Source organism: Streptomyces sp. NPDC056479 (genome assembly GCF_042795335.1).
Lineage (GTDB): Bacteria > Actinomycetota > Actinomycetes > Streptomycetales > Streptomycetaceae > Streptomyces.
This window is the reverse complement of the sequence record NZ_JBHTRZ010000004.1, coordinates 261,307-274,565: the sequence shown is the minus strand read 5'-3', so window position 1 is coordinate 274,565 and position 13,259 is coordinate 261,307. Positions and strand designations below refer to the sequence as shown.

At 72.0% G+C, this 13,259-nt stretch carries 11 protein-coding genes; 5 read left to right on the top strand and 6 right to left on the bottom strand.

Features of this window, described 5'->3' with window-relative positions; all coding sequences use genetic code 11:
• Positions 1-5: 5 nt before the first annotated feature.
• Positions 6-2,606: a M14 family zinc carboxypeptidase gene (locus tag ACFQ6S_RS17790; protein WP_383409969.1), complete on the bottom strand. Its 2,601-nt coding sequence runs from the start codon at positions 2,604-2,606 to the stop codon at positions 6-8.
• A 186-nt stretch (positions 2,607-2,792) separates the two neighbouring features.
• Here ACFQ6S_RS17790 and ACFQ6S_RS17785 point away from each other — a divergent pair, with 186 nt between their 5' ends.
• Positions 2,793-3,656, top strand: coding sequence for a hypothetical protein (locus ACFQ6S_RS17785; RefSeq protein WP_383409965.1), 864 nt, complete (start codon positions 2,793-2,795; stop codon positions 3,654-3,656).
• Between the two features lie 87 nt (positions 3,657-3,743).
• Complete coding sequence (locus ACFQ6S_RS17780; protein WP_383409962.1) at positions 3,744-4,589, top strand: EI24 domain-containing protein; 846 nt, start codon at positions 3,744-3,746, stop codon at positions 4,587-4,589.
• Between the two features lie 78 nt (positions 4,590-4,667).
• On the opposite strand, the gene ACFQ6S_RS17775 is transcribed toward ACFQ6S_RS17780, so the two are convergent.
• Both ACFQ6S_RS17775 and ACFQ6S_RS17770 read right to left on the bottom strand, forming a co-directional pair.
• Entirely contained in the window at positions 4,668-5,927 is a 1,260-nt protein-coding gene (locus ACFQ6S_RS17775) for a pyroglutamyl peptidase (protein ID WP_383409959.1), read from the bottom strand.
• Between the two features lie 101 nt (positions 5,928-6,028).
• On the bottom strand, positions 6,029-6,958 hold the full coding sequence (locus ACFQ6S_RS17770; protein ID WP_383409955.1) for a LysR family transcriptional regulator: 930 nt from the start codon (positions 6,956-6,958) through the stop codon (positions 6,029-6,031).
• Between the two features lie 49 nt (positions 6,959-7,007).
• Between ACFQ6S_RS17770 and ACFQ6S_RS17765 the strand changes: the two genes are divergently transcribed.
• A complete protein-coding gene (locus ACFQ6S_RS17765) occupies positions 7,008-7,409 on the top strand; it encodes a RidA family protein (protein WP_383409953.1) in 402 nt (133 codons plus the stop codon).
• On the opposite strand, the gene ACFQ6S_RS17760 is transcribed toward ACFQ6S_RS17765, so the two are convergent.
• On the bottom strand, positions 7,381-7,962 hold the full coding sequence (locus tag ACFQ6S_RS17760) for a TetR/AcrR family transcriptional regulator (RefSeq protein ID WP_383409950.1): 582 nt from the start codon (positions 7,960-7,962) through the stop codon (positions 7,381-7,383). The two genes, ACFQ6S_RS17765 and ACFQ6S_RS17760, sit on opposite strands and share 29 nt — an antisense overlap.
• A 102-nt stretch (positions 7,963-8,064) precedes the next feature.
• Here ACFQ6S_RS17760 and ACFQ6S_RS17755 point away from each other — a divergent pair, with 102 nt between their 5' ends.
• Positions 8,065-10,500 carry a beta-glucosidase gene (locus ACFQ6S_RS17755; RefSeq protein ID WP_383409948.1) on the top strand — a complete coding sequence of 812 codons (2,436 nt, stop codon included), beginning with the start codon at positions 8,065-8,067 and terminating at the stop codon, positions 10,498-10,500.
• Positions 10,501-10,572: 72 nt separating this feature from the next.
• Here ACFQ6S_RS17755 and ACFQ6S_RS17750 read toward each other — a convergent pair whose 3' ends face one another.
• Both ACFQ6S_RS17750 and ACFQ6S_RS17745 read right to left on the bottom strand, forming a co-directional pair.
• Entirely contained in the window at positions 10,573-11,550 is a 978-nt protein-coding gene (locus tag ACFQ6S_RS17750; protein WP_383409946.1) for an aldose epimerase family protein, read from the bottom strand.
• Between the two features lie 10 nt (positions 11,551-11,560).
• Positions 11,561-12,451 carry an SGNH/GDSL hydrolase family protein gene (locus ACFQ6S_RS17745; RefSeq protein WP_383409943.1) on the bottom strand — a complete coding sequence of 297 codons (891 nt, stop codon included), beginning with the start codon at positions 12,449-12,451 and terminating at the stop codon, positions 11,561-11,563.
• Between the two features lie 269 nt (positions 12,452-12,720).
• Here ACFQ6S_RS17745 and ACFQ6S_RS17740 point away from each other — a divergent pair, with 269 nt between their 5' ends.
• Positions 12,721-13,215, top strand: a complete 495-nt coding sequence (locus ACFQ6S_RS17740; RefSeq protein ID WP_383409940.1) for a DUF3145 domain-containing protein — start codon at positions 12,721-12,723, stop codon at positions 13,213-13,215.
• Positions 13,216-13,259: the final 44 nt, after the last annotated feature.

Below are 13,259 nucleotides of genomic sequence, written 5' to 3'. Positions count from 1 at the left end.
TCTCCTCATCTGCTGCCACTGGCCTGCGCCATGCCGAACAACGCCCGTCCCACCTGGGCGAACTCCCCCTTGGGATGATCCCGGAACAGCGGCTCGGTGCCGAACAGCACCGCCCGCGGACCGCTGACCACCGCGGGCTGTCCCGCCGCGTCCGAGGGCCCGCCGGCGCCGTCCCGCGACGGCCGCCAGTGCCCGGAGACCAGCGGATCGCCGGTCGCGTACGCCTGCTCGACCCGGACGTCCGGACCGAGGTCGGTGAACCACACCGGCGCGTAGACGAAGCCGTGCGAGGGTGCGCCCCGCATGAGGAGGCTGCCCGAATTCACCACGCGCACCACACCGTTGGCGTCCCCGTTGCCCTCGACCGGCTTCACGGCCAGCAGTCCGGCCGCCGTGTTGAGCGCGGCGCCCGTGGCGCCCCGGCCGACCAGACCGTGCCCGTCGAGGAAGGCGTCCAGTGCCGTACGGGCGGCTCCGCTCAGGTCGCCGTACGCAAGCCCCGCCGACACGAACAGCACATCCACCGACGACCAGTCGAACCCGGCGTTCAGCACCTGAGCCGAGACCGGTGTGACCGCGAAGTCCATCTCCCGCAGCGCCAGCAGCTCACCCGGCGTGACGGCGGCGGCGACGCGGGTGCGGTGGAGCGGGGTCGTGCCCCTGACCGTCGTGGCGTCGAAGGCGACGTCGTACGTCCTCGCGGCCGCCACGGCCTTCGTACGTGCCGACGCCGGGACGATCGCACTCCCGTCGGCCGCCCGCCGCACCGGAACGCCGTCCCTGAGCAGGGTGTTGAGCGCCGCGAGCTCGCGCGGGTCGTCCAGGCGCAGCCGCAGATCGCCGCGCGGGGCGACGTACCCGACCCGGGCGGCGGCCGACACCGGCCGCAGCGGGGTGCCGGCGAGGCTCCCGCGCGTCACGGGCTCGACCGTCGCGCCCCACAGCCGGCCCAGACTCCAGCCCGAGATGTCGTACATCACCGACACCTTGCCGCTGATGTCCCGGCCGTCGGCGAGCAGCGCGTTCGCCAGGCCCCGCCTGGACTGGCGCATGTCGACGACGTACGAGCCCTTCGCATACGTCCGTCCGCCGAGCCGGAAGGAGTGGAGCGCGCGGGTGACGCGGACGTCGTTGGCGAGAAGGTGGTCGACGAGACGGGCGGCGGCGGGCGCCGAGCGCTGGCCCCCGGGGCCGGCCGGGATGACGTAGGCGCGGGGGAAGGCCGTGGTGTAGACGTCCTCGGGGCCGATACCGGGGACACCCGGGACGGTCTCGGGCGACACCGGCACCTGGGCCGCCCCGGCCGCACCCCGCCGGAAGACCTCGATCTGGTCGGCGACGAGCGAGGCGCGCTTGGTCCGGACGAAGTCGAGGGTGGCGCGCAGGGCGGCCCCGGCGACGTCGACGTTGATCGCGGAGCGGCGGCGCAGCTCGGTCACCGGCAGGGTGTCGTAGTCGGAGCCGTTCACCCGCATCGGGATCTCGACCGTGTGCGCGGCGACCGTGCCGTGGAAGGCCGCGTACTGCGGGGTGAAGATCGGCGGCCAGTCGTCCCAGCCCTCGTCCTGGTCGCGGAACGGGATCTGCGCGGGCTCGACGCCGTCCTCGTCCGGCGTGTAACCGAGGCCGTTGACGGCGGTCTCCATGCCGAGGGCGTTGGCGTAGGTGTTCTTCAGGAAGAGGTCGTACTCGTAGTTCTCGCCGTGCGGGGGAGTGGTGGGCTCGATGAGCGTGCCGTTGACGTAGCCGTGCAGGTCGAGCATCACGGCCGGCTGCTTGTCGACCATGATCCGCCGCATCGCCCGCACCTCGGGCTGCGAGGCGGTCGCGAAGTCCCGGTTCATGTCGAAGCCGTTCGCGTTCGCGCGGGTGCCGGCGATACGGCCGTCCGGGTTGGCGGTGATGTTGAAGTAGAGCCGGCTGTGGGCGAGGAGGTCGCGCGTCCGGCCGTCCTGCGCGGTCGCGAGCCGCTCGATGAGCCGGAGGGAGGCGTCGGTGCCCTCCCACTCGTTGCCGTGGATGTTGTTGTTCAGGAAGACCGGGGCCTTGTAGGCCCGCTCGATCTCGGAGGACTTGGCGGCGACGGCGGGCGCGTGATCGATGAGCTCGCGCATCCGCGCCTGGGCGCGGGCCTGGCGGGCGCTCTCCGGGGCGGTGACGGTGACGAGATACAGCCGGTGCCCGCCGGCCGACCGGCCCGCGACCTCGACGCTCACCCGGTCGCCGAGGGCCTGCAGGGCGTTCAGCTTCGGCGCGATGGCGTGGTACGGGGTGAGACCGAGCTTGATGGACTTGTCGGCCGGGTTCTCGGCGTCGGGGGCGAGCACCTGCCGGCGAGGGTAGCCGCGGTCGTCGTCGCCGAGCACCGCCTCGGAGCCGGCCTCGTTGGCCGCCCCGGCGCCGGCGAGGGCTTGTTGGGCCGCGCTCACGGGTGTCCGTGCGGCGGCGTCCTGATCGAGCGCGGCCTCGCGATGGACCGGGGGCCGGGGCGGCCGGGGCTTCGCCGTGGCGCTGTACGGGGTGGCCAGCAGCAGGGAGCCCGCCGTGGTGAGGGCGAGGGCGATGAGCAGTACGGGTCTCGCGGGAACGGCTCTCGTGGTGCGCACGCGTACCTCCTCCGGAACTTCCCTTGGATCGGTACGGCGAGGTGTACCTGTTCGACTCAACCGCAACAAGAGGGAGTTGGTGTCTCGGATGCCCCGGATGGCGCATCTCCGGGCAGACGGAGGCGGCATGCTGAGGGCACCGGGTGTGTGAGGCACGAGTGAGCCGACCCAAAGAGGGGTGACCCCATGGCAACGATCCCTTCGCTCCCCAGCAGGGACGACGTACTGCGCATGGCACGCAGCACGACCGACATCACCGGCCAACTGCTGGACACGGCCGGGAACATCACCCGTATCGCGATCAACACCTTCGACCCCAGGGACGGATCGGGCGCCGAGGTCCTGCGCGTGCTGCGGAGGACCACCGCCGAACTGGCCGAGGCGAGCGCGTCACCGCAGGCCCAGGAGGCCTTCTACCGCGTCGTCGAGACCCTCACCCGGCTCGGCACCAGCGGCGCGCCACTCGCCGTCCACCCGGTGAGCGAACCGGCGCAGGCCCTGCTGGCGGCCCTGGGCGACAGCCTGCTGCCGGTACTGGACGCGGTGGAGCCGGCGATCGAGGAGTTCGCGACGGCGCTCGGCGAACTCGTCGAGGCGACCTCGCCCCTGCTGCCCGCCTCGGCGGGCGTGGCGGCCGGCCTGCTGCTCGCCGTGACCCCGTTGCTCCGCGCCGCCGCGGAGGTCCTGCGCGAGTCGTCCCCCGAACTGCGCCGTATGGCCGACGCGTTGACGGCCGCACTCGCGCCCCTGATGCCGCTCCAGGTGGCCCTGGCCGAACGCGCGGCCGCCGCCGGGGCCAACGTCGTCCGCGTCGCCCTCCCGCCCCTCGCCGACCTCACGGAGGCGGCCGCGGCGACGACCAAGGCGGCCCGACCGGTACTGATCGCCGGCGAGGAGATGCTGGTGGTCGGCCTGGAGCGGATACAGCCCATGCTGCTCGCCGGGGCGTCGAACGCGGGGCGGGTGGCGCGGGGAGTGGCGGTACGGGTGTCGGCGGCGGTGAGCCCGGCGGCGGAGCGGGGGGTCGTGGTGGCCGTAACCCCCGCCTAGGTCTCCAGGTGACCGCAGGGCTCACGGTGACCGCGCCCCGAACCGGCGGTGACTCCGGTGTGACAAGCCCCGACTAGAGTTCGGTCCATGCGCGATCTCGGGGCCGGTTTCAGGTATCTCCTCAAGGGCCAGCGATGGGTGGCCCGGCATGGCAAGCAGTACGGGTTCGGGCTGATCCCCGGCCTGATCACCCTGGTGCTCTACGCGGGCGCGCTGGTCGCCCTCGGGCTCTGGGGCGAGGACTTCGTGGCGTGGTCGACGCCGTTCGCCGACGACTGGTCGAGCCCCTGGCAGGGCGTCTTCCGGGGCTTCCTCACCGCCGTCCTGTTCGCCCTGGGCCTGCTCCTCGCCGTCCTCACCTTCACCGCGGTCACCCTGCTGATCGGCCAGCCCTTCTACGAGAACCTCTCCGAGAAGGTCGACCGGGACGTCTCTCCCGACGGCACGGCCCCCGAGTCCGGCCTGCCGCTCTGGCGCGAGCTGCTGATCTCGGCCCGCGACAGCCTGCGGATCGTGCTGCGCGCCCTCGTCTGGGGCGTACTGCTCTTCGCCCTCGGTTTCATCCCGGTCGTCGGCCAGACGGTCGTACCGGTGATGGGCTTCTTCGTCACCGGCTTCTTCCTCACCGAGGAACTCACCGCGGTGGCCCTCCAACGCCGCCGCGTCGCACTCCGCGACCGCCTCACCCTCCTCCGTTCCCGCAAGACCCTGATCTGGGGCTTCGGCACCCCGCTCGGCCTGGCCTTCCTGGTGCCGTTCGTGGCGGTGTTCCTGATGCCGGGGGCGGTGGCGGGGGCGACGCTGATGGCGCGGGAGTTGCTGGGGGAGGAGACCGTGGAAGGCAGGGGAGGGGAGGAGGCGGCCCCTTCGGACGGGCAGCCGACGAACACCACTCAGCACCGGTCGGCATCTTCCAGCCCGTCCGGCGTTTGAGGACGAGGCCCGTTCAGGGCCGAATCGGGGGTCCGGGGGCGGCAGCCCCCAGACGACGGCAACGACAATGCCGCTTGCCTACGACGCCGACGTCGCCTCCAGCGCCACGCCCACGATCCCCCGCACCTGCGCGATGATGTCCAGCCGGTTCCGCACGAACTCCGGATCCGTCACCGCTCCCGTCCCCGGGTCCGTGTTGCCCGCCCCGAACTGCAGCACCGGCGTGTGTACATGCCCGCCCGGCAGCGCACCGTGCAGTCCCAGCCGGTCCCGCAGCAGCGTCGCCCGGTACGCGATCTCGTTGGAGAGATAGTCCCCACCACCCCCGGCCCGCGCGGTCGAGCCCGGCGTCGGCCCGTCCGGCCGCACTACGGCCTGTGTGCCGCCCGCCGGGATCTCGGTCACGCCGGTGTTGTCGTACACGGGGAACCGCCCGGTGTTCGCGGCGACGATCGCGGCGTACGGCAGCGTCGTGGTCGTCCACTGCGGCTGCGAGGCCGGATCGGTCACCGGGACGGTCTCGGTGCGGGAGACGTTCTCGTTGTCCGGGAAGCCACCCCGCCAGGCCCCGTTGGTCCGCTCGACGTCGAACCGCCCCACCCGCCCCTGGCTCACGGTCGTGAACAGATCGACGTTCTTCAGATACGGCCGCAGCGTGCGCTCCACCGTCCCTTCGGCGAAGTCCCGCCAGCGCACCGGGAACACGGCGGTCTCCACCCGCGCCGGCCCGTCCGCCGTCTCGATCACCGTGCCGTCGAGCGCGAGCGCCGTGGCCCCGGACGGATTGGAGATACGGATGTCCCGGTCGAGGGTGAACGGATCGAACCCGGTGACCAGAACCCGCTTGAGCCCGCCGCGCGGATACCGGATGTCGCTCTGCCCGCGCGAGGTCCGCTCCAGGGCGTCCAGCAGCGCACCCCGCTGCCCGTCGCTCAGCCCGAACTCCGGCTCCCAGGTCCGCACATCCCGCGTCATCGACAACCGCGCCCAGTACAACGGCCGATCGTCGTCCCGGCTCAGATCACCCCCCACCGGCCCCCGCCCCTGCGCCCGGTCGACGGCCCTCCGCCACAGCGCCGACCCCTCGCGTGCGACGACGCGACTGGCCTGCGCGTAGGAGCGAGCCGCCTTCAGATCACGGGCGAACTCCGCCGCGGCGGCATCGAACCCGGAGCGGCGCAGTATCTCCTGCGGTACCGCCTTCTCGAGCCGCTGCTCCTCGACGGTCGGCGTCGCGGCGGCCGTCCCGGCGGCGACAGCGCTCCCCGCCGTCGGGGCCGAGAGGCCGGCCAGCAGGGCCAGTCCGAGGACGCCGATCCGAACACGTATGGAATTCAAGGGAGTTACGGTCCTTCCGTCACGGTGGGGGCGCAGTGCGTGCGTCGTGCGGGACGCCGGAAGTATCGCGTGACGGGAGTGGTCCACGCCATGGTGCGGGCTCACACCGTCCCCGCGGCCTCCCGCAACGCCCCCAGGAACTCCTCCCCGGCCGCCGACAACGACCGCCCCCGCACCGTCGCCGCGTACACGGCCCGCGCCGGACCACCTTCGTCCAGCACCGGCACCAGCCGGACGTCGGGACGCACGGAGGCGGCGGCCAGCGCCGGCACGAGAGCGACGCCCAGGCCGGCCGCGACGTACCCCTGCTTGGCGGTCCACTCACCGACGACATGCGCGACACGTGGCCGGAAGCCCTGCCGCAGCGCCGCGTCGAGGAGGGTGCCCTCGGGGCGCGAGCTGCCGGAGATCCAGTCGGCGTCGGCGAGTCGACCGAGCCGCACCGGACCCTCGTGCCGGGCCAGGCGGTGCGCGGCGGGGACGGCGACGTACAGCGACTCGTCGAGGAGATGGTGGAGTTCGTACGCCTCCAGCGGCGCGCGGCCCGTCGTCGAGACGACCGCCAGATCGAGGTGACCCGCGGTGAGCCGGTCCAGCAGGGCGGGCGTGAAGCCCTCCTCACGGGTCACGTGGACGCGCGGATGCCTCGCGCGGAAGGCGGCCAGCGCCTGCGGCACCAGCCCCGCGTCGGCCGTGGCGAAGGCCCCGAACCGCAGCCGCCCGCCGGCCACCTCACGCAGCGCGGCCAGCTCCCGCACCGCCCCGTGCAACGACTCGGCGACGGCCTCCGCGTACGGCACGAGAACCCGGCCGGCCTCGGTGAGCCGCACGCCCCGGGGCAGCCGGTCGAAGAGCGGCCCCCCGCCCAACACCCCCTCCAGCGAGGAGATCTGGCGGGACACCGCCGACTGCGTCCACCCGAGGGTCCGCGCGGCGACGGTGAAAGAGCCGTGCCGGGCGACTTCCAGGAACGCCCTCAGCCACACGGAGGAGACCTCGGGAAACTCATGCTGATTCGGCATGACAGCCATGCTGGACATTCGCTTGTCGCATCACAAGTGCGGACCTAGCGTCGACGACATGCAGATCACCATCGGCAACCCCGCCTCCGCGCCCCAGCCCCTCAGCCCGTACTACTCCCAGGTCGCCCGCGTCGAACACGCCGACGGCAGCGCCCTGTTGTTCGTCTCCGGACAGATCGCCGAGGGCGCCACCGTCGCCGAGCAGACCCACGGCGTCTTCGAGACGATCGCCGCGCTGCTCGCGGCCCACGGCTCGACCCTCGCGGACGTCATCAACATCCGCACCTGCCTCACCGACATCGGCACCCTGGAGGAATACGGCACCGTACGGCGGCAGTTCCTCACCGGCACCCCGCCCACCAGCATGACCTTCGAGGTGCCGAGGCTCTTCCGGCCGGAGGCGCTCGTGGAGGTCGAGGTCGTCGCGGCCGTCAGTCCAAGTCCTCACCGAGCAGACTGAGGAAGTCCCGGAAGGCCCCCGGCATGTCCACCGACTCGGGGTCCAGGAGCCACTGGTACTGCAGGCCGTCCATGACGGCGACCAGGAGCGGAGCCGTGCGCTCGGGCGTCAGGCCGTTCGGCAGACGGTCGCCGTACTCGGTGCGCAGTACCTCCGCCATGCTGGCCCGGACCCGGGTGTAGCGCTCGGTGAAGTACTCGCGTGCCGGATGCCCCTCCGTGACGCTCTCGCCGAGCAGTGCCGAGAAGGTCTGGATGATGCCGGGCCGCATCGCGTTGTACTCGACGAGCGAGGAGAGCAGGTCGACCCGCCACCGGGTGTCGGGTACGGCGTCCCACTGGTCCCGCTCCTGGAGCACGGCGACGAGCAGCGCGTCCTTGGTGGGGAAGTAGTGCAGCAGCCCCTGCTGGGTGAGCCCGACCCGCTCCGCGACCGCGCCCAGGCTCGCGCCCCGGTAACCGCGCTCGGCGATCACCTCCAGGGCCGCCCGGACGATCTCGGCGCGGCGCTCCTCGCTCCTGACCCTCGCGTTCATGGCGTCACCGTACGACATCGTCGTTGGGTTAATATTACAGCAAGATAACGAAACCTACCGGTCTACAGGTAGCCGATGCAGGATGGAGGCACAGCCCGGACTCAACGAGGAGGCACCGCGATGGCGGGAACCCGCACCCCGGCCGACGAAGCACGCGAGGCGGTGGTCGAGGCGGCCCTCGCCCGGCTCGACCTCGACGCGAAGGCGCGGCTGCTCTCCGGCCAGGACATGTGGACCCTGCCCGCGCTCCCCGAGATCGGTCTGAAGTCGCTCGTCATGTCCGACGGCCCGATCGGCGTCCGGGGCGTGCGCTGGACCGCCGACGACCCGTCCGTCGCGCTGCCCTCGCCCACCGCCCTCGCCGCGGCCTGGGACCCCGGCCTCGCCCGTCGCGCCGGCGCCCTCCTCGCCCAGGAGGCCCGCCGCAAGGGCGTCCATGTGCTCCTCGCCCCGACCGTCAACCTCCATCGCTCCCCGCTCGGCGGGCGCCACTTCGAGGCGTACAGCGAGGACCCGTATCTGACGGGGACGATCGGCGCGGGCTATGTGAGCGGCGTCCAGTCCGGCGGCGTCGGCACCACCGTCAAGCACTTCGTCGCCAACGACGCCGAGACCGACCGCTTCACGGTGAACAACACCGTGAGCGCACGCGCCCTGCGCGAGCTCTACCTGGCACCCTTCGAGATCATCGTCGAGAACGCCCACCCCTGGGGCATCATGACCGCGTACAACACGGTCAACGGCACGACGATGAGCGAGCACCACCACCTCGTGAACGAGGTCCTGCGCGGCGAATGGGGCTTCGACGGCTACAACGTCTCCGACTGGATGGCCGCGAGGTCCACGGTCGGCGCGATCGAGGGCGGTCTCGACGTCGCCATGCCCGGCCCGCGGACGGTGTACGGCGACGCCCTCGCCCAGGCCGTACGGGACGGCAAGACCGCCGAGGCCAAGGTCGACGAGGCCGTGCGCAACGTCCTGCGGCTCGCCGCCCGCGTCGGCATCCTGAAGGGCGCCGAGCCGGTCGTCACCGAACTTCCCGAGCCCGTCGACGGCACCGGACTGGCCCGCGAGATCGCCCGCCGCTCCTTCGTCCTGGTCCGCAACCAGGGCGCCCTCCCGCTCCGGCCGAACGGCACGGTCGCGCTCATCGGCGCCGCCGCCCGCGACGCCCGCGTCCTCGGCGGGGGTTCGGCGACGGTCTTCCCGGCCCGGATCGTCTCCCCGCTCGACGGCCTCACCGCCGCGCTTCCCGAGGGCACCCTCACGTACACGGTCGGCGCCGACCCGAACACCGAACTCGGGGTCGCCGACGAGGGCTTCGAGCTTCGCGCCGTGTGCCGGGACACGGAGGGCAACGTCATCGGCACCGGATCGGCCCCCAACGGGCAGATCCAGTGGATGGGTTCCGACCTCCCCGAGGGCGTCACCCACGACACCCTGCACACCGTCGAGCTGACCGGCACCTTCACCCCGCGCGACACCGGCCCGCACACCTTCGGCATCAAGGGCATCGGTGCCTTCAGGCTCACCGTCGACGGCACGACGTATTACGACGACGTCCAGCGCCCCGACAGGGACGACCCGTTCATCACCTTCTTCGGCGCCCCCGTCCCGCGCGCCCAGCCCGAACTCACCGCCGGCGAACCGGTCGAGGTCTCCCTCACCTACGTCGTCGCGTTCCCCGAGGGAATCCCGATGAAGGTCGTCGGCTTCACCCTCGCCCACCAGGAGCCGCAGCGCGACCCCGACGAGCTGATCGCCGAGGCCGTCGAGGCCGCCCGGGGCGCCGACACGGCCGTCGTCGTGGTCGCCACCACCGACCGCGTCGAGTCCGAGGGCTTCGACCGAAAGGACCTGACGCTGCCCGGCCGCCAGGACGAACTGGTCCGCGCCGTCGCCGCCGCCAACCCGCACACCGTCGTGGTCGTCAACTCCGGCTCCCCGGTGGAGCTGCCGTGGCGCGAGGACGTCGCCGCCGTGCTGCTCAGCTGGTTCCCCGGACAGGAGGGCGGCGCGGCCCTGGCCGACGTCCTCACCGGCGCCCATGAGCCGGGCGGCCGGCTGCCCACCACCTGGGGCTCGCTGTCCGACGCCCCGGTCACCGAGGTCGTCCCCACGGGAGGTGAACTGCCGTACACGGAGGGCGTCTTCATCGGCTACCGCGCCTGGGAGAAGGCGGGCCGGGCCCCGTCGTACCCCTTCGGGCACGGGCTCGGCTACACCGACTGGACATATGAGTCCGCCGAGGTCCAGGGCACCACGGTCACCGTCCGGGTGCGCAATTCCGGTGAGCGTGCGGGGCGCGAGGTCGTACAGGTCTATATCGCGCCGAGCGAGCCGGACGCCGAGCGGCCGGGGCGGTGGCTGGCCGGGTTCGCGGGCGTGGCGGCGGAGCCGGGGGAGCGGGCCGAGGCCGTGGTCGAGATCCCGCGCCGGGCGTTCGAAGTGTGGGACGACACGACCAATTCGTGGACTTTTGTGAAGGGTTCGTACGAGATCCAGGTGGGACGCTCGATCGCCGACCGTCGGGTGACGGCGACGATTAACGTCTGATCCGGGAGAAGTACCCAGGAACAGCCCCGGTCCGGTCCTGACGCCCGGGCCGGGGCTCGTGGGTGCGGTGGATCAGCGCACCGAGAAGTCGTACACCGTCTCCGACCGGAACACCTCGCCCGGCCGCAGCACCGTGCTCGGGAAGCCGGGCCGGTTCGGCGAGTCCGGGAAGTGCTGGGTCTCCAGCGCGATGCCGTCGCCGGGGGCGAAGGGCTCGGCCAGATGGTCGGCGGTGTAGAGCTGAAGGCCGGGCTCGGTCGTCGCCACCGTCAGCGCCCGCCCGGTCGACGGGTCGTACAGCTCGGCGACCTCCCGCGGGCTTCCCGTCACCCCCTTGTCGAGCACGAAGTTGTGGTCGTACCCGGCACCGACCTTCCGTGCCTGACGGAAGTCGAAGCGGGTGCCCGCGACCTCGTCCAGGGAACCGGTCGGAATGAGATCCTCGTCCACCGGGGTGAACCGGGCGGCGGCCAGCCGCAGTTCATGGCCGCCCGCGTCGCCGGACCCCGCCCCGGCCAGGTTGAAGTAGCTGTGATTGGTCAGGTTCACCACGGTCGGCGCGTCCGTCACCGCCTCGTACGCGATCCGCAGCGCGCCGTCGGCGTCGAGCGTGTAGGTCACCGCGACCTCCAGCAGCCCCGGGAAGCCCTCCTCGCCATGCGGGCTGACCCGCTCGAGGCGCAGCCCGTGCCCGACCGGGGTCACCTCCCACACCCGCTTGTCGAAGCCGCGCTCGCCGCCGTGCAGGGAACCCGGCGGGTTGTTGGGTTCGAGCGCGTACGTCAGACCGTCCAGCGGGAAGCGGGCGTGCGCGATCCGGTTGGCGTACCGGCCGATGAGAGCGCCCAGATACGGCCCCGGTTGGGCCAGATAGCCGTCCAGAGCGGCGAACCCCAGCACCACGTTCGCCGCTTGCCCGTTCCGGTCCGGCACTTCCAGCGACTGCACGATCCCGCCGTACGACAGCACCCGTACCCGTACGCCCGCACGCTCCAGGGTCCAGCGGTGGACCTCGGTGCCGTCGGAAAGTGTGCCGAAGTGTTCGCTCATGAGCGGAACACTAGTTCGTGACCGTCCGGTAGGCGATCTCGGCCAGCCGTGCCTGACCGCTGACACTCGGATGGAACCAGTCCCACTGGCTCAGCTGTTGGCCGTCGAAGCGGAACTCGTACACCGCCCCGTCATCGAAGCGACACCGCAGGTCCTTCTCGCAGACCTCCTTGAGCACCGTGTTGTACGCCTCGACCCGCCCCTGCACCGTCTCGCGCCGCTCGTTGGCCGCCGCCGTCAGCGAGTCGGCGTCGCCCAGCATCGACGGGCAGATGCCGAGCTTCCACACCTGCTTGCCCAGCGGGTTCGTCCGGCCCTGCTCCCACAGCCGCATCAGACTCGGCACGCTCGCGACATACATCTGGGTCTTCGGCAGGGACTTGCGCAGCGTGCTCATCGCGTCCTGGAACTGCGTCCGGAAGTCGGCCACCGACGTCATGGCGTCGGTCGACGCCCGGCAGGCGTCATTCGCCCCCGCCATGACCGCGACCAACTCCGGCTTACGAGTGACCGCCTGGGCCATCTGCCCGGCCACGTCCGTCATACGGGCCCCGGTCACGGCGTAGTTCCAGCTCCGCTCGGCCGCCTTCGCCTTCCCCAGCAGCCGTACCGCCAGACTGTCGACCTTCGGACTGCTGCCGGTCGCCCAGGAGACCTCCGGACAGTCCGACAGCACACTGCAGGCGTCGAAACCACGGGTGATGGAGTCGCCGACGGCCGCGACCGAGGCGGGGCTGCGGTCCCAGACGGGCGTCGGCTTCGGCGACGGTCGGGCGCCGCGCGCCTCGCTGCCGGACGGCGCCGGCGAGTCGCCACCGACGGCGTCACAGCCGGCGGCGCCCACAACGGCCGCGGTCACGGCGGCGAACACAGCCAGTGAAAGGTGCCGTCGCTTCCGCATGCCCTGGTCCATTCCCTCGCTCGTCCCGGTCGGCTCCACCCACTGATGTCTCCAACCCATGACAACGCACGAGGGTTCCCACCCGCGTCATGCAACGGCTCACACCCGTACAAGCGTCCCCCCGGGTGAATGACGGACGTTTCACGGCACCGGGACGGACGGTACGTCACACTCCTTGCGCCGCCGCACGGTAGCCTCGCCATCAACGTGGCTGCCCGGCCACGATCGTCCGCCAGTTCGCAAGATGTCCGCTCTGCCCGGAGGTACCGGTGACGACACGTGGAGTTCTGTACGTGCACTCCGCGCCGCGCGCGCTGTGCCCGCACGTCGAGTGGGCCGTCGCCGGGGTGCTCGGCACACGCGTCAACCTCGACTGGATCCGGCAGCCGGCCGCGCCCGGCACCTGGCGCTCGGAGTTCAGCTGGCAGGCCGAGGCGGGCACGGCCTCCAAGCTGGCGTCGGCCCTGCGCGGCTGGCACCTCCTGCGCTTCGAGGTCACGGCCGAGCCCTGCCCCACCGCCGAGGGCGAGCGCTACAGCTGCACTCCCGAGCTGGGCATCTTCCACGCGGTGACCGGCATCCACGGCGACATCCTGATCCCGGAGGACCGTCTGCGCGCGGCGCTGGCGAGGTCCCAGCGCGGCGAGACGGACCTGGAGGCGGAGATCGCCAAGCTCCTGGGCAAGCCGTGGGACGACGAGTTGGAGCCGTTCCGGTACGCGGGTGAGGGAGCGCCGGTGCGCTGGTTGCACCAGGTGGTCTGAGGTTCGGACACGTGAAGGGCCCCCACCTTTCGAGGCGGGGGCCC